The following is an 18,161-nucleotide window of genomic DNA, read 5'->3' on the forward strand; positions in this document are numbered from 1 at the left end:
CGCGCGGCCCGCACGATCACCATGCGTCGACGTCCCGGCTGCCGTCGATCCGCTGCAGCAGCGCGTCGCAACGTTCGCGCAGCGCGTTCAGTTCCGGTGAGTCGGCGTCGAGCCGCACCCGTTCGCCGCTGTCGGGATCGCGGTTCGCGATCGCGATGTCGTAGATCCCTTGCGCGATCGTCACGGACGCGTCCGCGATCCTGATCCGCGCAAGCCATCCGCATTCGGCGCGATGGCACGCGAGCCACATCCGCTGCACGTCGACGAGCTGACCGGTCGTGAGCCATGCACCGGACCGCATGCGCGCGGCCAGTTGGCTCGTCACGAGATAGGAGAGCAGATCGGTCGTTTGATTCACACGAGGCTCCTTCGCGAAGGGTCGGGACGTTCGATCCGCGAGCCGGGTCGCGGGAGCGGAGCCGGGGAAGGCGTCGGTGCGCGGATCGTCGTCCGGTTGCTGGAGGAACCGCTTCGCGGGCTCGCGCGGCATGCCGCGGCGGTTCGGTGCGCGACCGGCGCGCAAACCGCGTGCCAGCGGGCGGGTGTCGGGCACGGCGCGTGCGTATGGGGCCGACGGGGCGCACGGCGCGCATGCGGCGCGTATTATTTGCATCGCCATCGCAGATAGGTACAAGGAGGCCACCGTGCAAAATCAACAGGACGCACAGATTCGGGACCCGTATCGCGGGCACGAGATACGCGTGTGGGCGCGGCGCAACGACAGCGGCGCGTGGCGTGACGAGGTGCAGGTGTATGTGGGCGGCGAGCGCATCGAGCTGGGCGCGTCGGCGGCGGCCGATGGCCCCACCTGGACGACCGAGAACGAAGCGCTGCTCGCGGGCGTCGAGCGGGGCCGTTATCTGATCGACAAGCGCGTTGACGACGATTGAGCCGCGCGGCGGCCGCGAGCCGGTTCCGCGCAGGCGCGGCCGGTGGTCGTTCGCGACCTGACGAAACCGACGGCGCGCCGGTGCAGGCGCCGTCGGCGAAGCACGCGTTTCAGGGCCGGGCCGCTATCTCGTCGAGATGCCACAGCAGATCGGCCGGATCGTCGTACACGCGCAGCGCGCCCGCGCGTTCGAGTTCATCGCTGCCGTATCCGCCCGACAGCAGCCCGACGCCGAGCGAGCGGCAGCGGGCGGCGGCGAGCATGTCCCAGATGCTGTCGCCGACCACGACCGTGTGTTCGATCGGCACGTTCAGTTGCGCGGCAGCCGTCAGGAACAGGTCGGGGTCGGGCTTCGCGTACTTGACCTGGTCGCGCGTCACCACCACCTGCTTCGCCGGATCGACGCCGAGCGCCTCCAGGTTGATGGCGGCCGTCTCCATCCGCCCGCTGGTCGCGATCGCCCAGCGAATGCCCGCCGCCGACAGCGCGGCCAGCAGCTCGCGCGCACCCGGCAGCGGCCGGACCTGCGCGCGCAGCCGCTGGTACGCGGCCGCATGGAGGCGCGCCAGCCGCTCGACGCGCTCGGCGTCGAGGTCGCCCGACGTCTCGCGCAGCAGCTGATTCAGGAACAGGCCGCCGCTCATGCCGATCTTGCGATGGATGCGCCACACCGACAATTCGATGCCTTCCGCATCGAGCGCTTCCTTCCACGCGAGGACGTGCTGGTAGACGCTGTCGACGAGCGTGCCGTCGAGATCGAACAGAAAAGACGTTTCAATGCGCATGTGTACCTCCTGGATCGAAAGGGGCGCGTGCAAACGGGTCGTGAGAAGCGTATCGACACATTATCGGCGCACGGCCGTGTCGTGACCATGTCCCGCGGCCCACCGACGCGACGCCACGCCACCCCGCGCCGTGTCATGTGCCGCTGGTACAATCGCGGCGATCGCCGGGCCGGGCTCTCCGCGCCGCGCGCCCCCAACCCTCGTCTCGCCGATTCCAGGTATGGCTACACCGGACGCCGTCAGTTCCAAGCATTCGTGGTGGGGTGTCCTGACCCTGGCACTCACCGCCTTCATCTTCAATACCACCGAATTCGTGCCCGTCGCGCTGCTCAGCGCGATCGGCGACAGCCTGCACATGCAGCCGACCGACGTCGGCCTGATGCTGACCATCTATGCGTGGGCCGTGGCCGTCGTGTCGTTGCCGCTGACACTGGCCACGCGCCATGTCGAGCGTCGCAAGCTGCTCACGTGGGCGTTGCTGGGGTTCATCGCGAGCCACGTCGTGACCGGTGTCGCATGGAATTTTGCGGTGCTGATGGTCGGCCGGCTGGGCATCGCGTGCGCGCATGCGGTGTTCTGGTCGATTTCCGTGCCGCTGGCCGTGCGGCTCGCGCCGAGCGACCGGAAAAGCCGTGCGCTCAGCCTGCTGGCGATGGGCACGGCGATCGCGATGGTGGCCGGCATACCACTCGGGCGCGTGGTCGGCGAGACGTTCGGCTGGCGCGTCACGTTCCTGATCATCGCCGGCGCGGCGGCCGTCGCGCTGGTGCTGCTGCGTGCGACGTTGCCGGTATCGCCGAGCCAGGGCGCCGGGTCGCTCAGCAGCATCGGCGTGTTCCTGCGCAAGCCCGCGCTGGTGGCGCTGTACGCGATTACCGTGCTCGTCGTGTCCGCGCATTTCACGTCTTACACGTACATCGAGCCGTTCGTCCAGAGCGTGAACCACGCGAGCAGCAGCCGGATTACGTATGTGTTGATCCTGTTCGGCGTCGCCGGCATACCGGCCGCGATCTGCTTCAACCGCCTCTATCCGCACCGGCCGGACGATTTCCTGCTCGGGTCGATCGTCGCGCTGGCCGGGTGCCTGCTGATCCTGTTCCCGTGCGCGTTGAACATCGTCACGCTGTCCGTGCATACGCTGGTCTGGGGCGGGGCGATCGTCTGCTTCGGGCTGGCGATGCAGGCATGGGTGCTGAAGCTGGCGCCGGAGGGAACCGACCTCGCGGTATCGATCTTCTCCGGGCTGTACAACGTCGGCATCGGCGCGGGCGCGCTGATCGGCAACCATATCGCAGGCGACTTCGGACTGCCGTGGATCGGCACGTTCGGCGGCGTGGTCGGCGCGGTGGCGGTCGGGATCGCGTGGCTGGCACTGCGGCTGCACGCGAGGCAGGCGGTGGCCTAGCCGACGCCGGGTGGCAGCGTGCGGCATGTGACGCACGCCGCCACGGCCCGGCCTCGCGCGTTGCCCGTCATGCCACCGAATAACCGCCGTCGGCCACGAGCGCATGCCCTGACACGTAGCTGGAGTCGTCCGACGCGAGGAACGCGACGATCGTCGCCATCTCCTCGGCGGAGCCCCAGCGTCCTGCCGGCGTCGATGCGGCGAACGCCTGTTGCGCCTCGTCCGACGGCCAGATGCCGCGATGATGGAACGGCGTTTCGATCAGCCCCGGACACAGCGCGTTCACGCGCACGCCGCGTTTGAACCATTCGATCGACGCGGTCTTCGTCATCCCGATCACCGCGTGCTTGCTCGCGATATAGACCGACGCATTCTCGAAGCCGATCAGCCCGCCCATCGACGCGTTGTTGATGATGCTGCCCGACCCCTGCCGCAGCATGATTTCAGCGGCGTACTTCATCGAGTTGAATACCCCGCGCACGTTCGGTTCGAACACCTTGTCGAACCGCTCGGCATCCTGCTCGAGCAGCGGCGCGAACACGCCTTCCGTGCCGGCGTTGTTGAACGCGATGTCGATACGTCCGTAGGTCGCTACCGTGAAATCGAACAGCTTGCGCAGATCGTCTTCGTTCGCGACGTCCGCGACGAAGGCTTTGGCGTCGCCGCCGGCGGTCACGATTTCGTCGACCAGTCGATCGAGCTCGGGCTTGCGCCGTGCGGAGACGACGACCTTGGCGCCGCGACGCGCGAGTTCGATCGCGGACGCGCGGCCGATGCCGGAGCTGGCGCCCGTTACCACGGCGATGCGGCCGTCGAGTTGGCCCGGTTTCGTGCTTGCGTACATGATGAGATTCTCCAGAGTGAGGGATGAAAGCGGCGCATGGGGCTGAGTTGAATCGGTTGCGATGCACGCTTGATGAGCATTGTGGTCGCTCGCCGGTCGTAAAAAAATGGAACAATGGCGCATTCAGAATTCCCGTTTCGGGAATGAAAGGCGCTGCCGCATGCGCGTGCCACGAGGGTTCTCCATGCTCAACCGACTCGACATCCTGAAGATCTTTGCCGCAGCCGCCGCGGCGCCCACGTTCCGCGAGGCGGCGGCGCGCCTGGGCGTGTCGCCGCAGGTCGTGACGCGCGCGGTGCGCGAACTGGAGGAGATGCTCGGCGAAACGCTGTTTCACCGGACGACCCGGAGCATCCGGATCACCGCGTTCGGGCAGGCGTTCGCGCGTGACGCGCAGACGGCGCTGGCTGCCGTCGACGGGCTGTTCGGCCCCGCGACGGGTCAGGCCGACGAGCCGGTGGGCGTCGTGCGAATCACGGCGCCGTCGGGCATGGGGCGTCGTTACGTGCAACCGATCCTGAGCGATCTCATGCAGCGGTATCCGGGGCTCGTGCCCGACTTGCGGCTATCGGACGTGCCGTCGCCGGTGGTCGACGAGCAGATCGACATCGGCGTGCGCGTCGGGGCGATCGGCGACAACCGCTTCGTCGCGCGGATGGTCGGGCCGTTGCCGATGTGGATCGTCGGCGCGCCGTCGCTGATCCGGCGGCTGGGCGAGCCCAAAAATCGCAAGGAACTCGAATCGATGCCGGTCACGTGCCTGATCGATCGCGCGAGCGGCCGCGCGTGGCCGTGGATGTTTCGGGGGGAGCAGCAGTTCGTCCCGTCGTCGCCGGCATATCTGACCGACGATACCGAGGTGGAGATCGAGGCCATCTGTGCGGGGGTGGGGCTGGGGCAGTGCTCGGAATACCTCGTCCGGCCGTACGTCGACAAGGGGCGCCTCGTGCGGCTGCTGCCCGGCCTCGAGCCCGAGCCGTGGAAGCTGCACGTCTATCGGCCGCGGCGCGGGCCGATGCCCCGGCGCATCCGGGTCGTGTACGACGAGCTGGTGGCGAAGCTCGCGGATGCGACGCGGCGGGGGTAGGCGGGGCTGCGGGTCGCGTTGGCGTGAAGCGGTTTCAACCGCCGCTCGACGACGTCGGCGCACCGGGGAAACCGTAACGTGCCAGTAACGTGCTCGGCGCGCCCCCATCCGGCCTGGCGTGGTCGCGTCATTCGCCGCCATGCACGCGGCAAGCCGACATATTGCGGCATCATCATGGATGCCGACGCACCGGCATCGGTGCCCGCTATTCGACTGGAGACTCTGCATGCCGATACCCCGGATTGAAACCCGCGACGCGATGGGCGACCCCGATGTGGTCTATCTCAACCCGGATCACGTGCTGTGGATGTCGCAGCCGACCGCGGCGCAACGGCGGCCGGGCGGCACGGCCATTCGCGTCGACGACCGCGTGAAGGGCGGTTCGTTGCTGATGGCCGACAATCCGCCGGCCGCTCAACTGCTGCAGGATCTCGGGCCGTTCGTGACGGTGACGCTCGCGAATCCGTCGTCCGACTATCCGGACGGTCTCGTCCATGTGCGTGCGCAGGCGATCGTCAAGATCGCGACGGACGATCACGACAAGCCGCTCGCCGAGCGCACGCTCGGCTGGGTCCACGTCAAGGACGGCTCCGCGTTCAAGGTCCGGGATTCCGCCGGCGTGGCCGCGCAATGGCAGGCGGTGGGGGCGGGTGCCGGCCGCTGAGCGGGGCGTCACGCCTGCGTAATGACGCTGCGGCCCGTCGCGCCGCAACGGGCCGGGCGTGGTTCGCCTCGGGAAACCGGCCGTTTTGCCTCGTGCGCCTTGGCGAGCCGCTCAGGTGTCGGAGTGCCGCGCGAACCATGAGCCCGCTCGGCGCCGCAGTCGATACGCGATACGCAGTACGTCGATCCGCCGGGTAACATGGCGCATCGCGACAAACCGGCGCCCGTTCGGGCCTTCGCCGCGAAAGCGCCCATCGCAGCGCTCGATGCAGATGTTCTCCACCGGCTTGCCGAGGAACCGTCCGTCATGAACCTTTCCGCATCCGATATCACACCGGAGGAACTCCGGCTGTTCGGCGACATCGTCGCCCGCCTGGAAGAACTGGGGCCGGTCGTCGACGTAAGGACGGTCGTGCTGCCCGCGATCACGCAGCTGCTCCGCGCCGATTTCGCCGCATCGTTCGATTGCGACGAACACACCGGCCTGTGGCGCAACGGGTTCGCGTACAACGTCGATCCGTCGCAGATCGCCCGCTACGAAGCGTGGTTCCAGCATATCGATCCGGTCACGCCGCCACTGCGCGCGCGCCGCGTGGCGACCTGCGTCGACGAAGTGGTGAGCCGGCGCGAGCTCGAGCAGACCGAGTTCTACACCGATTTCCTGTGCCGCGACGGGATGCATCACGGCATCAACGTCTACGCGTTCGACGGCGCGACGCATGTGGGCGACCTGCGCATCTGGCGAGCGCAATGGCGGCCGGACTTCACCGAACGCGACAAGCTGCTGCTGAACGGCATCGAGCCGTTTTTCCGGCGCGCGCTGCTGCGGCGGCGCCATGCGTGCGCGGGGCTGACCGGGCGAGAGAGCGACGTCGCGCGGCTGGTTGCCGCCGGTTACACCGACAAGGACGTCGCGCGCACGCTCGGTATCGGGGTGCCGACGGTCCGCACGCATCTGCGGCGCGTGATGGCGAAGAAGGGCGTCGCCAACCGCGCGAGCCTGGCGGCCGCGCTGGCGTAACCCGTCGCGCGCGGCCGTCGGTCGGGGTCATCCATTGTGATGATGGGCGTCAAAATCGGCGCGCCCTACCTTGTGACGATCCCCGTTACGAGGAACGACGACGATGCCCACCCTGGGAACCCTGACGCTCACCGAATCCCGGCATGCGATCCTGCGCCGTGAGTTTTCCTGCGTCGAATACGCGTACGCCATGATCGAGCGGCACGCCCGCTGGCGCTACCTGAACGGCTTTACGTGCGTCGACGAAGCACGACTGCTCGCCGAAGCGGCCCGCTGCGACCGCGACCTCGCGACGTCGGCCACCCCGCACGCGCTGCTGGGCCTGCCGATCGCGATCAAGGACAACATCGACACCGCGTGCCTGCCGACCGGCAACGGCACGCTGGCGCTGCACAACCGCGTGCCGCCGCAGCATGCGCCGGTCGTCGCGCGGCTGCTCGCGCAAGGGGCGCTGATCGCGGGCAAGGCCAACCTGCACGAGCTGGCGTTCGGCGTGTCGGGCAACAACCGCGTGACCGGCGCGGTACGCAACCCGTACGACTTCAACCGGATTCCGGGCGGCAGCAGCAGCGGCTCGGGCGCGCTGGTCGGCGCGGGCGTGGTGCCCGCCGCGCTCGGGACGGACACCGGCGGCTCGGTGCGGATTCCGGCGGCGCTGTGCGGTGCCGTCGGCCTTCGCCCGACGGTGGGGCGCTACCCGTCGGGCGGCGTCGCGCCGATTTCGCGCACGCGCGACACCGTCGGCCCGATCGCGCGGTCGGTCGAGGACATCGCGCTGCTCGACGCGATTCTGTCCGGCACCGGCACCCATGCGAGCGCGTCGCTGCCGATCCGCAGTGCGACGCGCCCGGTGCGCCTGGCGGTTCCGCGCACGACGTTCTGGCGCGGCCTCGCTCAAGATGTCGAAAGGGTGGCGAATGCCGCGATGGCGAAACTGGCGCAGGCGGGCTTCGAGTGCGTCGATATCGACCTGAACGACTATCCGGGGTTCTTCGACGACGAGCCGGCCGTCATTGCCCTGTACGAATTCCGGTCGTCGATGCACGCGTATCTGGTCGAGAACGGCTATGACCTGTCGGTCGACGACATCGTCGCGAACGTGGGGAGCCCGGATGTCGCGAAGATCGCCCGCCATATCACTGGCCCCGACGGGATCGGCGAAGCGGCGTACCGCACCGCGCTCGACCGGCGTACGCGCTCGCGTGCCGCGTATCGGCAGTGCCTCGCCGACAGCGGCGCCGACGCGCTGGTGTTTCCGACCACGATCGCGACCGCGTGCCCGATTCCGGCGGGCGACGCGATGATGCTCAACGGCGAGCCTGCGTCGGTGTTCGCGACTTACATCCGGAATACCGAGCCGGGCAGCAATGCCGGCGTACCGGGCATGACCGTCCCGGCCGGCCTGACGGCGGCGGGGCTGCCGGTCGGCCTCGCGCTGGACGGGGCGGCCGGCACCGATCGCGAACTCATCGCGGTCGCGCTGGAGGTCGAGCGGGTGCTCGGGCGGCTGCCGTTGCCTGACGATGGATTCGGAGTCAAGGGCAGGTTGGGTGGATACGCGGGTGTCGATGGGGAGTCGTGATGCGATGCCGCCGCACCTGGGGGCGGTGCGGCGGTTGAAGTGCCGGAGCCGGCCCGCATGCGCGCGAGGCAGGCTACGCTGACGCCGAGCCCTTCGCACGCCCGACCCGATGCGCAAGCACCGCTGACGTGAATCCCGCCGGCGCCGCAGCGTCTTGACCCGACAACCGCTCGAACCCACGCCCGCGAAGCCCGCCGCCAACCGCGCATATCGAAAAACTCGCCCCACGAGCCCCCCGAGCGAGGCATCAGGAAAACCCTGACAGCGGGCCACCGAAGCCGCTTTTTTGCGTCGCCGCACGCGTGGCGGCCAATGCCTTTCCCGTCTCCGGCCGTCCGCCTCCCGGGTGGCCGCTCCCCTCGATCCAGCGCGGCTTCCCGGCGATCTTGCCTGTCATTGAGGGTATGGTGACAAGCTAAATCGACTGAATATCCCCGAATTTCAATACCTGTCAGGTATTGAAATGACCGCCTAAAAGTATTGGACGCTCGATCTGGCCGAGACGTATAAATCGCCTCAAGAACTTCACCTCCACGGCGTGCCCCATGTCCTCCGTCACCATCGAACGCATCGAAACCCGCCTCGTCGACCTGCCGACGATCCGCCCGCACAAGCTGTCGGTGGCCACGATGCATGGCCAGACGCTGATGCTCGTGAAGGTGTGCTGCAGCGATGGCGTGACGGGCCTCGGCGAAGGCACGACGATTGCCGGCATGGCCTACGGCCCGGAAAGCCCCGAGGCGATGAAGCTGGCGATCGACACGTATCTCGCCCCGGCGATCATCGGCCGGGACGCGACGCGCATCCAGACGCTGATGGCGTTCCTCGGCAAGCTCGCGAAGGTCAACCACTTCGCGAAGAGCGCACTCGAGACCGCGCTGCTCGACGCGCATGGCAAGCGGCTCGGCGTGCCGGTGAGCGAGCTGCTCGGCGGCCGCCGCCGCGATCGCCTGCCGGTCGCCTGGACGCTCGCATCGGGCGACACGGCCACCGACATCGCCGAAGCCGAGCGGATGCTCGACCTGCGCCGCCACAACGTGTTCAAGCTGAAGATCGGCGCGAAGTCGCCGGAGACGGATATCCGCCACGTGGCCGAGATCAAGCGGGCCGTCGGCGATCGCGCGTCGGTGCGCGTCGACGTGAACATGGCGTGGAGCGAAACGCAGGCCGCGCGCGCGATTCCGGCGCTGGCCGATGCCGGTTGCGAACTGGTCGAGCAGCCGGTGGCCTCGGCCGCGGCGCTGGCGCGCCTGATGCGCCGCTTCCCCGTCGCGCTGATGGCCGATGAAATCCTGCAAGGCCCCGACAGCGCGTTCGAGATCGCGAAGCATCACGGCGCCGACGTGTTCGCGATCAAGATCGAGCAAAGCGGCGGCCTGTTCGCCGCGCAGCGCGTCGCCGCGATCGCGGATGCGGCCGGCATCGAGCTGTACGGCGGCACGATGCTCGAAGGCGCGTTCAGCACGGTGGCGTCGGCGCACCTGTTCGCGAGTGTCGCGAACCTGCAGTGGGGCACCGAACTGTTCGGGCCGCTGCTGATCACCGAAGAGATCCTGACGCAGCCGCTCGATTACAGCGACTTCGAACTGACCGTGCCGGACGGCCCCGGCCTCGGCATCGAACTCGACGAGGACAAGGTCAGGCGTTTCACCCGCGACGGGCTGACGAAAGTCGCGCGATAGATAACCCGAGCCAGGCAACGGCCGTCATTCCCCCCAATACACGTGGAGACACCATCATGAGCGTCAAAGTTTTCGAGTCCCGGGAAGTGCAGGATCTGCTGAAGGCCGCGTCGAACGCGGGCGCGAACGGCACGAACGGCGGCAACGCGCGCACGCAGCAGGTCGTGCTGCGGCTGCTCGGCGACCTGTTCAAGGCGATCGACGATCTCGACATCACGCCCGACGAGGTGTGGGCCGGCGTCAACTACCTGAACAAGCTCGGCCAGGACGGCGAAGCGGCGCTGCTCGCGGCCGGCCTCGGCCTCGAGAAGTATCTCGACATCCGGATGGACGCCGCCGACCAGGCGGCCGGCCTCGACGGCGGCACGCCGCGCACGATCGAAGGGCCGCTGTATGTGGCGGGCGCACCGGTGCGCGACGGCGTGTCGAAGATCGACCTCGACGAAGACGACGGCGCGGGCCCGCTCGTGATCCACGGCACGGTCACCGGCCTCGACGGCAAGCCGGTCGCGGGCGCGCTGGTCGAATGCTGGCACGCGAACTCGCACGGCTTCTATTCGCACTTCGACCCGACCGGCAAGCAGAGCGAGTTCAACCTGCGCGGCGCGGTAAGAACGGGCGCCGACGGCAAGTACGAATTCCGCACGCTGATGCCGGTCGGCTACGGTTGCCCGCCGCAGGGCGCGACGCAGCAGCTGCTGAACAGCCTCGGCCGCCACGGCAACCGCCCGGCGCACGTGCACTTCTTCGTCGACAGCCCCGACCACCGCAAGCTGACGACGCAGTTCAACATCGAAGGCGATCCGCTGATCTGGGATGACTTCGCGTATGCGACACGCGAGGAACTGATCCCGCCCGTGGTCGACAAGACCGGCGGCACGGCGCTCGGCATGAAGGCCGATGCGTACCAGGACATCGAATTCAACTTCGTGCTGACGCCACGGGTGCAGGGCAAGGACAACCAGATCGTCCACCGGCCGCGCGCAGCCGCGACGGCGTAACCGCCCACCGCCCGCCGGCGCGGCGCCGATACGCCGCCGCCGGCCGGGTTTCCGCGAGATTCAACCGATTACCGATGCGAGCGTGCTTGCAGGACGCGGCACGCGCATGGGAGGAGCCAACATGTCCGCCACGATCGACCAAGCCACCGACCTGGATCACCTGCTCGCCACCGCCGTGCAGGACGACAAGGAAGCCGGCGTATTCCGCTGCCGCCGCGACATCTTCACGAACGCCGAGCTGTACGAGCTCGAGATGAAGTACATCTTCGAGCGCAACTGGGTGTACCTGGCGCACGAAAGCCAGATCCCGGCCAACAACGACTACTACACGACGTGGATCGGCCGCCAGCCGATCGTGATCACGCGCGACAAGACCGGCGAGTTGCACGCGGTGATCAACGCCTGTGCCCACAAGGGCGCGATGCTGTGCCGCCGCAAGCACGGCAACAAGGGCAGCTTCACGTGCCCGTTCCACGGCTGGACCTTCTCGAACACCGGCAAGCTGCTGAAGGTGAAGGACGAGAAGACGACCGAGTATCCGGTGCAGTTCAACACGAACGGCTCGCACGACCTGAAGAAAGTCGCACGCTTCGCGAATTATCGCGGCTTCCTGTTCGGCAGCCTCAGCGCCGACGTGCTGCCGCTGGAAGAGTATCTCGGCGAAGCGCGCGTGATCATCGACCAGATCGTCGACCAGGCGCCGAACGGGCTCGAAGTGCTGCGCGGCAACTCGTCCTACATCTACGAAGGCAACTGGAAGATGCAGATGGAGAACGGCTGCGACGGCTACCACGTCAGCACCGTGCACTGGAACTACGCGGCGACGATGGGCCGCCGCAAGGAGGACGGCACCAAGGCCGTCGATGCGAACAGCTGGAGCAAGTCGGTCGCGGGCGTGTACGGCTTCGACAACGGCCACATCCTGCTGTGGACGCAGACGATGAACCCGGAAGTGCGGCCGGTGTACCAGCACCGTGACGAGATCAAGGCGCGCGTCGGCGACGTGCAGGCCGACTTCATCGTCAACCAGACCCGCAACCTGTGCGTGTACCCGAACGTGTTCCTGATGGACCAGTTCAGCACGCAGATCCGCGTGGTGCGGCCGCTCGGCGTCGACAGGACCGAGGTCACGATCTTCTGCTTCGCGCCGAAGGGCGAGAGCGAGACCGATCGCACGGTGCGGATCCGCCAGTACGAGGATTTTTTCAACGTCACGGGCATGGGCACCGCCGACGATCTCGAGGAATTCCGCGCATGCCAGGCCGGTTACGCGGGTATCACGGCGATGTGGAACGACCTGTCGCGCGGTGCGCCGCTGTGGGTCGACGGGCCCGACGAGAACGCGAAGAAGATGGGGCTGAACCCGCGCATTTCCGGCGAGCGCAGCGAGGACGAAGGGCTGTTCGTGTGCCAGCACGAACACTGGGTGCACGTGATGCGCGATGCGCTGAAGAAGGAACGCGGGGAGGTGGCAGCATGAGCTTCGATTACCGGATCATTTGCGCGGCGCTGTATCGCGAAGCGCGCCTGCTGGACGATCGCCAGTGGGACGAATGGCTGACGTGCTACACGGAGGACGTCACGTACTGGATGCCCGCATGGGACGACGACGATCGGCCGACCGACGATCACCAGAGCCAGATCTCGCTGATGTACTACCCGGATCGCGGCGGCCTCGAGGATCGCGTGTTCCGGATCAAGACCGAGCGCAGCGGCGCATCGACGCCCGAGCCGCGCACCAGCCACAACGTGACGAACGTCGAGGTGCTGGCCGAACGCGACGGCGAGGTGGACGTGCGTTACAACTTTCACACGCTGAACCACCGCTACCGCGTGACCGATCACTTCTTCGGCACGATGTTCGTCACGTTGCGCCAGGTGGGCGATGAACTGCTGATCTCGTACAAGAAGATCGTGCTGAAGAACGACTACATCCGGCAGGTGCTCGACGTCTATCACGTCTGACGCCCGTTGTTTCGTCATCAAAGACAAGGAAGTGGAGGCGACGCCATGTCCAGCTACAAGATTGCACTGAACTTCGAGGACGGGGTAACCCGCTTCATCGACTGCAAGGCCGGCGAGAAGGTACTCGACGCGGCCTTCCGCGCGAAGATCAACCTGCCGATGGATTGCTCCGACGGCGTGTGCGGCACCTGCAAGTGCCGCGCCGAAAGCGGCCGCTACGACCTCGGCGACGACTACATCGACGACGCGCTCACCGAGGACGAAAAGGGCGGCGGCCTCGTGCTGACGTGCCAGATGGTGCCGCAAAGCGATTGCGTGATCGCGGTGCCGACGTCGTCGGTCGCATGCAAGACCGGCCAGAGCAGCTTCGCCGCCACGGTGACGAAGGTCGAGCAGCACAACGACGCGGCCGTCGTGCTCGAACTCGACGTCGGCGCGGCCGCGCCCGTGTTCCTGCCGGGCCAGTACGTGAACATCGACGTGCCCGCGAGCGGGCAGCACCGGTCGTACTCGTTCTCGTCGGCGCCGGCCGATGCGAAGGTCAGCTTCCTGATCAAGAAGATTCCCGGCGGCGTGATGAGCACGTGGCTCGAATCGGCTCAGCCCGGCGACACGCTGGAACTGCACGGGCCGCTCGGCAGCTTCTACCTGCGCGACGTGCAGCGGCCGCTGCTGTTCCTCGCGGGCGGCACGGGGCTCGCGCCGTTCCTGTCGATGCTCGAGGCGCTCGCGCGCACCGGGTCGCAACAGAAGGTGCACTTGATCTACGGCGTGACGCGCGATCTCGACCTCGTGCTGGTCGACGCGATCGAAGCCTACGCGGCGAAACTGCCGAACTTCAGCTTCGCGACGGTCGTCGCGGATGCGGCGTCGAGCCATCCGCGCAAGGGCTGGGTCACGCAGCACATCCCGGCCGATGCGCTGAACGACGGCGACGTCGACGTGTATCTGTGCGGGCCGCCGCCGATGGTCGACGCGGTGCGCCAGTATTTCGACGACGAAGGCGTGAAGCCGAACAGCTTCCACTACGAGAAATTCACCCCCAACGTCACGGCAAAGGCGGCGTGATCATGCAACGATTCTCTGGCAAGGTCATCGTCGTCACGGGCGCCGCGCAGGGCATCGGCCGCGGCGTCGCGCTGCGCGCGGCGGCCGAAGGCGGCAGGGTGCTGTTCGTCGATCGCGCGGATTTCGTCGCCGACGTCGCGGCCGAAGCGACCGGTGGCGAGACGGCCGGCTTCGTCGCCGATCTCGAAACGTACGACGGTGCGCACGCGGCGATCGCGCACGCCGCGCAGACGTTCGGCGGCATCGACATCCTGATCAACGGCGTCGGCGGCGCGATTCGCATGCGCCCGTTCGCCGAATTCGAGCCCGCGCAGATCGATGCGGAAATCCGCCGTTCGCTGATGCCGACGCTCTATACGTGCCACGCGGTGCTGCCGCACCTGCTCGCGCGCGGCGGCGGCACGATCGTCAACATCTCGTCGAACGCGACGCGCGGCATCCGCCGCGTGCCGTACTCGGCGGCGAAAGGCGGCGTCAATGCGCTGACGGCGGCGCTCGCGATGGAGTACGCCGAGCGCAACATCCGGGTCGTGGCGACCGCACCGGGCGGCACCAGCGCGCCGCCGCGCCGCGTGCCGCGCAACGCGGCCGGCGACAGCGAGCAGGAACAGGCATGGATGGGCGAGGCCGTGCGCCAGGTCACGGAATCGACGTTCTTCAAGCGCTACGGCAGCCTCGACGAGCAGATCGCGCCGATCCTGTTTCTCGCGTCCGACGAGGCGAGCTACATCACCGGCACGGTGCTGCCGGTCGCGGGCGGCGATACGGGTTGAGCGGCGTGGCGTGACGCTGCTTGCACGTGCTCAACGTGTGTTCATTGACAACATATTCACCGGCCGGCGCGACGGCGTCGGCCACGGAGACTCCCATGCATGATCGCAAAGCCATCGTTCCGGCGGGAATGGAAGCGGTGTACGAGAAAATCGGCTATGCGCCGGGCCTGATGGTCGGCGATACGCTGTACGTATCCGGCCAGATCGGCCGCGATGCGGCGATGCGGCTCGTCGAAGGCCGTGAAGCGCAGATCGTGCAGGCGTTCGAGAACCTGAAGCAGGTGCTGGAGGCGGCCGGCGCTTCGTTCAACGACGTGGTCGACCTGACGACTTTCCATACCGACATGCGCGACCTGCCGTTGTTCATGCAGGTGCGCGACCGTTACCTTGCCGCGCACCCGAAGCCGGCGTGGACGGCGGTCGGTGCGCACATGCTGGGCGGCGCGCCCGGCTATATCGTCGAGATCAAGGCGGTGGCCGTGTTGCCGGCGTGATGGGCGTTGACGCGGCGCGGGCGCGAGGTGCCGGGATCCGCGCAGCGAATCGGCTCGTCGCGGGCTGACCGGGAGTGACAGGCGTCACGACGCAAGACGGCATCCTGACGAAAACCTTTCTCTCGACCGGCGGCGTGAAGCGTCATGCGTCGGTCAGCGACAAGTCATGCGAGTTCGTTTATGGTGCGAGGGAACGCCGCGTCGTTTCTTTCCTACCGTCGGGAATCCGCGATGAAATGCCTGCCACGCGCCATCCTCGCCGCCCTCGCTGTCACCGTCGCGCAAGCCGTGCTAGCCCAGGCGCCGGGCACGGTGCAACTCGAAGACATGACCTGGACCGAACTGCGCGACAGCATCCGGGCCGGCAAGACCACGATCCTGATTCCGATCGGCGGGACCGAGCAAAGCGGCCCGTACGTCGCGCTCGGCAAGCACAACGCGCGGGTCAAGGTGCTGTCCGGGCGGATCGCGGAAGGCCTCGGCAACGCGATCGTCGCGCCCGTCATCGCCTATGTGCCCGAGGGCGGCTATGCGCCGCCGACGTCGCACATGCGCTTCCCGGGCACGATCACCGTGCCCGACGACGTCTTCGAAAAGACCCTCGAATCCGCGGCCAACAGCTTCCGCGTCCATGGCTTCACGAACATCGTGTTCCTCGGCGACCACGGCGGCTACCAGAACGACATCAAGCAATCCGTCGCGCGGCTCAACAAGTCGTGGGCCGGCACGGGAGCGCGCGCGTTCGTGCCGGCCGCGTACTACGGCACCAGTTCCGACGGCTATGACCAGATCCTGCGCGAGCACGGCGTGCCGGCCGCGGATGTCGGCACGCATGCGGGGCTGGCCGATACGGCGCTGCTGCTGGCGGTCGAGCCGCGCATGGTCAGGGTCGACAAGCTGCGCAACGCCGCGAAGCCCGGTGCCGTCGACGGCGTCTACGGCGGCGATCCGCGTCACGCGAGTGTCGAACTCGGCCGGCTGGGCACCGACGCCATCGTGTCGCGCACCGTCGACGCGATCAGAAAGGACATCGCCGGCCGCTGACGCAGCCGCGCCGTCGCGCCACCTTGGTCGTCGTTCCCTTCAATCGAACCGGGACATCGTCATGCAACCGCGCTTTCGCCGTCATCTTCGCTTCTCCCGTCCCGCGGCCGTCATCGTGGCGGCGCTGGCCGTCGGTGCCCGCGGAGCGATCGCGGCGGCCGCCGTCGCGACCGTACCCGGCATACCGCCCGTCGTCCATCCCGACAACCTGTACAGCGAGGCGCAGGCCGGCCGCATGAGCGCGGCGGTAGCGGGCGCGTTGCCGCGCATCTACGTGCCGAACCTGAGATCGAACGACGTCTACGTGATCGACCCGGCCACGGACCAGGTCGTCGCCCGGTTCGCCGTTGGCCGTAGCCCACAGCACGTCGTGCCGGCCTGGGACCTGCAGACGCTGTGGGTCGCGAACAATGCGGAAGGGCGAACCGACGGCAGCCTGACGCCGATCGACCCGAAGACGGGCAAGCCCGGCCAGCCAGTGAACGTCGACGATCCGTACAACATGTATTTCACGCCGGACGGCCACGATGCGATCGTGGTGGCCGAGGCACATGCGCGGCTCGACTTCCGCGACCCGAAGACGATGGCGCTGAAATCGAGCCTCGATGTGCCGCAATGCAAGGGCATCAACCATGCCGACTTTTCGATCGACGGCCGGTATGCGCTCTTCACGTGCGAGTTCGGCGGCAAGCTGGCCAAGATCGATTTCGTGAACCGCAAGGTGGTCGGCTATCTCGAGCTCGACCGGAAAGGAATGCCGCAGGACATTCGCGTGTCGCCCGACGGCAAGGTGTTCTACGTCGCCGACATGATGGCCGACGGGGTATACGTCGTCGATGGCGACGCCTTCACGAAGATCGGCTTCATCCCGACCGGCGTCGGGACGCACGGCCTGTACCCGAGCCGCGACGGCACGAAGCTCTATATCGCGAATCGCGGCTCCAATCGCGTCCATGGGCCGCGCCACGGCAAGGGCAGCGTATCGGTGCTCGATTTCGCGAGCCGCCAGGTGGTCGCGACCTGGCCGATTCCCGGCGGCGGCAGCCCCGACATGGGCAACGTCAGCGCGGACGGCACCACGCTGTGGCTGTCGGGCCGTTTCGATGACGTCGTCTACGCGATCGACACCACGAGCGGCGCGGTCCGGCAGATTCCCGTCGGCATGGAGCCGCACGGCCTGACGGTGTGGCCGCAGCCGGGCCGCTATTCGCTGGGCCATACGGGAAACATGCGGTAGGGCGGCGGCCGGTCATTGCGTACCGGCCCGGCCGCTCGACACGCGGGTCGCATGGCTCGCCGATGAAACCCGCGCATGCAATCGGCGCGCGTGGCCGCCGTCGCGGCGGCCGCGTGGCGTCCCAACCGGAGAAAGCCGATGACCGAACGCCAGTCCCCCGATACGACACCGCCGCAACCGGCGCCCAGCGCGCACGATGCGCTCGAACATTTGCTCGGCAGCCTGCACCAGCATGGATTCCTGCATTTGGCGACCGAGGTCGTCAGCGCGAACGCGCGGCTGGCCGACACGTTCGTCGACGCGCTCGACAAGCCGGGCATGCAGAGCGGCATGCAGAATCTCGCGGCGCTGTTGACGGCGCTGTCGCGCATTCCGCCAGAACAGTTCGGCAAGGCCGTGTTCGCGGCCGCCGACGCGCTGCATCACGTCGGCGCGTGGCAGCCGGCGCAGCACGAGCATGTCGCACCCGGCGTGCGCGGCGCGTACCGGCTGCTGCACGACGAAGCGCTGTGGGACGCGCTGACGCCGTTGCTCGAAGGGTTGAAGGTGTTCGCGCAGGGGCTCGCGCGCGCCCCCGAGACGCCCGTCACCGCGCGCGGCGAGAAGACGACGGGCACCTGA

The 18,161-nt window shown here is 67.8% G+C and carries 19 protein-coding genes; 16 read left to right on the forward strand and 3 right to left on the reverse strand.

Translation table 11 applies throughout. The features are described 5' to 3' along the window. Positions 1-16: 16 nt before the first annotated feature. The gene (locus CFB41_RS31790; RefSeq protein ID WP_089444215.1) at positions 17-301 is read right to left on the reverse strand and encodes a hypothetical protein; all 285 of its coding nucleotides are present in this window, start codon (positions 299-301) and stop codon (positions 17-19) included. A 343-nt stretch (positions 302-644) separates the two neighbouring features. Here CFB41_RS31790 and CFB41_RS31795 point away from each other — a divergent pair, with 343 nt between their 5' ends. Continuing rightward, positions 645-890 (forward strand): DUF6566 family protein, encoded by a 246-nt coding sequence (locus CFB41_RS31795; protein ID WP_089444216.1) that lies wholly within the window; start codon positions 645-647, stop codon positions 888-890. A gap of 109 nt (positions 891-999) precedes the next feature. Here CFB41_RS31795 and CFB41_RS31800 read toward each other — a convergent pair whose 3' ends face one another. After that, a complete protein-coding gene (locus CFB41_RS31800; protein ID WP_089459322.1) occupies positions 1,000-1,674 on the reverse strand; it encodes an HAD family hydrolase in 675 nt (224 codons plus the stop codon). A gap of 220 nt (positions 1,675-1,894) precedes the next feature. On the opposite strand from CFB41_RS31800, the gene CFB41_RS31805 reads away from it, so the two are divergent. After that, positions 1,895-3,079, forward strand: coding sequence for a sugar transporter (locus CFB41_RS31805; protein ID WP_089459323.1), 1,185 nt, complete (start codon positions 1,895-1,897; stop codon positions 3,077-3,079). 67 nt (positions 3,080-3,146) lie between these two features. Here the strand turns inward: CFB41_RS31805 and CFB41_RS31810 are convergent, their stop codons facing one another. Beyond that, a complete protein-coding gene (locus CFB41_RS31810; RefSeq protein WP_089459324.1) occupies positions 3,147-3,923 on the reverse strand; it encodes an SDR family NAD(P)-dependent oxidoreductase in 777 nt (258 codons plus the stop codon). Positions 3,924-4,107: 184 nt separating this feature from the next. Here CFB41_RS31810 and CFB41_RS31815 point away from each other — a divergent pair, with 184 nt between their 5' ends. From CFB41_RS31815 to CFB41_RS31880, 14 genes are all read left to right on the forward strand, one after another. Then, positions 4,108-5,010: a LysR family transcriptional regulator gene (locus tag CFB41_RS31815; protein ID WP_089459325.1), complete on the forward strand. Its 903-nt coding sequence runs from the start codon at positions 4,108-4,110 to the stop codon at positions 5,008-5,010. A 226-nt stretch (positions 5,011-5,236) separates the two neighbouring features. After that, a complete protein-coding gene (locus tag CFB41_RS31820) occupies positions 5,237-5,674 on the forward strand; it encodes a hypothetical protein (RefSeq protein ID WP_144029979.1) in 438 nt (145 codons plus the stop codon). 306 nt (positions 5,675-5,980) lie between these two features. Next, the gene (locus CFB41_RS31825) at positions 5,981-6,694 is read left to right on the forward strand and encodes a helix-turn-helix transcriptional regulator (RefSeq protein ID WP_089459730.1); all 714 of its coding nucleotides are present in this window, start codon (positions 5,981-5,983) and stop codon (positions 6,692-6,694) included. 103 nt (positions 6,695-6,797) lie between these two features. Continuing rightward, positions 6,798-8,276 carry an indoleacetamide hydrolase gene (iaaH, locus tag CFB41_RS31830; protein WP_089459327.1) on the forward strand — a complete coding sequence of 493 codons (1,479 nt, stop codon included), beginning with the start codon at positions 6,798-6,800 and terminating at the stop codon, positions 8,274-8,276. 545 nt (positions 8,277-8,821) lie between these two features. Then, positions 8,822-9,958: a muconate/chloromuconate family cycloisomerase gene (locus CFB41_RS31835; RefSeq protein ID WP_089459328.1), complete on the forward strand. Its 1,137-nt coding sequence runs from the start codon at positions 8,822-8,824 to the stop codon at positions 9,956-9,958. 56 nt (positions 9,959-10,014) lie between these two features. Beyond that, complete coding sequence (gene catA, locus CFB41_RS31840; protein ID WP_089444176.1) at positions 10,015-10,959, forward strand: catechol 1,2-dioxygenase; 945 nt, start codon at positions 10,015-10,017, stop codon at positions 10,957-10,959. Between the two features lie 121 nt (positions 10,960-11,080). Beyond that, positions 11,081-12,439: a Rieske 2Fe-2S domain-containing protein gene (locus CFB41_RS31845; RefSeq protein WP_089459329.1), complete on the forward strand. Its 1,359-nt coding sequence runs from the start codon at positions 11,081-11,083 to the stop codon at positions 12,437-12,439. Then, complete coding sequence (gene benB / locus CFB41_RS31850) at positions 12,436-12,924, forward strand: benzoate 1,2-dioxygenase small subunit (protein ID WP_089444178.1); 489 nt, start codon at positions 12,436-12,438, stop codon at positions 12,922-12,924. The genes CFB41_RS31845 and benB overlap by 4 nt, the downstream gene beginning before the upstream one ends. 45 nt (positions 12,925-12,969) lie before the next feature. Then, a complete protein-coding gene (gene benC / locus CFB41_RS31855) occupies positions 12,970-13,992 on the forward strand; it encodes a benzoate 1,2-dioxygenase electron transfer component BenC (protein WP_089459330.1) in 1,023 nt (340 codons plus the stop codon). A gap of 2 nt (positions 13,993-13,994) precedes the next feature. Next, positions 13,995-14,765 (forward strand): benzoate diol dehydrogenase BenD, encoded by a 771-nt coding sequence (benD, locus tag CFB41_RS31860; RefSeq protein WP_089459331.1) that lies wholly within the window; start codon positions 13,995-13,997, stop codon positions 14,763-14,765. Between the two features lie 95 nt (positions 14,766-14,860). Further along, positions 14,861-15,259, forward strand: coding sequence for a RidA family protein (locus tag CFB41_RS31865; RefSeq protein WP_089459332.1), 399 nt, complete (start codon positions 14,861-14,863; stop codon positions 15,257-15,259). A gap of 231 nt (positions 15,260-15,490) precedes the next feature. After that, positions 15,491-16,303, forward strand: a complete 813-nt coding sequence (locus CFB41_RS31870) for a creatininase family protein (RefSeq protein ID WP_089459333.1) — start codon at positions 15,491-15,493, stop codon at positions 16,301-16,303. A gap of 61 nt (positions 16,304-16,364) precedes the next feature. Then, entirely contained in the window at positions 16,365-17,540 is a 1,176-nt protein-coding gene (locus CFB41_RS31875) for a YncE family protein (protein ID WP_089459334.1), read from the forward strand. A 138-nt stretch (positions 17,541-17,678) separates the two neighbouring features. Further along, positions 17,679-18,161 carry a DUF1641 domain-containing protein gene (locus CFB41_RS31880; RefSeq protein ID WP_089444218.1) on the forward strand — a complete coding sequence of 161 codons (483 nt, stop codon included), beginning with the start codon at positions 17,679-17,681 and terminating at the stop codon, positions 18,159-18,161.

Origin of the sequence: Burkholderia sp. AU33803 (assembly GCF_002223095.1) — a bacterium.
Classification (GTDB): domain Bacteria; phylum Pseudomonadota; class Gammaproteobacteria; order Burkholderiales; family Burkholderiaceae; genus Burkholderia.

What these genes read in the sequence shown, in the direction of transcription:
- CFB41_RS31790 (WP_089444215.1), bottom strand. Translation starts at nt 301, where the DNA reads ATGCGGTCCGGTGCATGGCTCACGACCGGTCAGCTCGTCGACGTGCAG.
- CFB41_RS31800 (WP_089459322.1), bottom strand. Translation starts at nt 1,674, where the DNA reads ATGCGCATTGAAACGTCTTTTCTGTTCGATCTCGACGGCACGCTCGTC.
- CFB41_RS31805 (WP_089459323.1), top strand. Translation starts at nt 1,895, where the DNA reads ATGGCTACACCGGACGCCGTCAGTTCCAAGCATTCGTGGTGGGGTGTC.
- CFB41_RS31810 (WP_089459324.1), bottom strand. Translation starts at nt 3,923, where the DNA reads ATGTACGCAAGCACGAAACCGGGCCAACTCGACGGCCGCATCGCCGTG.
- CFB41_RS31815 (WP_089459325.1), top strand. Translation starts at nt 4,108, where the DNA reads ATGCTCAACCGACTCGACATCCTGAAGATCTTTGCCGCAGCCGCCGCG.
- CFB41_RS31820 (WP_144029979.1), top strand. Translation starts at nt 5,237, where the DNA reads ATGCCGATACCCCGGATTGAAACCCGCGACGCGATGGGCGACCCCGAT.
- CFB41_RS31825 (WP_089459730.1), top strand. Translation starts at nt 5,981, where the DNA reads ATGAACCTTTCCGCATCCGATATCACACCGGAGGAACTCCGGCTGTTC.
- iaaH (WP_089459327.1), top strand. Translation starts at nt 6,798, where the DNA reads ATGCCCACCCTGGGAACCCTGACGCTCACCGAATCCCGGCATGCGATC.
- CFB41_RS31835 (WP_089459328.1), top strand. Translation starts at nt 8,822, where the DNA reads ATGTCCTCCGTCACCATCGAACGCATCGAAACCCGCCTCGTCGACCTG.
- catA (WP_089444176.1), top strand. Translation starts at nt 10,015, where the DNA reads ATGAGCGTCAAAGTTTTCGAGTCCCGGGAAGTGCAGGATCTGCTGAAG.
- CFB41_RS31845 (WP_089459329.1), top strand. Translation starts at nt 11,081, where the DNA reads ATGTCCGCCACGATCGACCAAGCCACCGACCTGGATCACCTGCTCGCC.
- benB (WP_089444178.1), top strand. Translation starts at nt 12,436, where the DNA reads ATGAGCTTCGATTACCGGATCATTTGCGCGGCGCTGTATCGCGAAGCG.
- benC (WP_089459330.1), top strand. Translation starts at nt 12,970, where the DNA reads ATGTCCAGCTACAAGATTGCACTGAACTTCGAGGACGGGGTAACCCGC.
- benD (WP_089459331.1), top strand. Translation starts at nt 13,995, where the DNA reads ATGCAACGATTCTCTGGCAAGGTCATCGTCGTCACGGGCGCCGCGCAG.
- CFB41_RS31865 (WP_089459332.1), top strand. Translation starts at nt 14,861, where the DNA reads ATGCATGATCGCAAAGCCATCGTTCCGGCGGGAATGGAAGCGGTGTAC.
- CFB41_RS31870 (WP_089459333.1), top strand. Translation starts at nt 15,491, where the DNA reads ATGAAATGCCTGCCACGCGCCATCCTCGCCGCCCTCGCTGTCACCGTC.
- CFB41_RS31875 (WP_089459334.1), top strand. Translation starts at nt 16,365, where the DNA reads ATGCAACCGCGCTTTCGCCGTCATCTTCGCTTCTCCCGTCCCGCGGCC.
- CFB41_RS31880 (WP_089444218.1), top strand. Translation starts at nt 17,679, where the DNA reads ATGACCGAACGCCAGTCCCCCGATACGACACCGCCGCAACCGGCGCCC.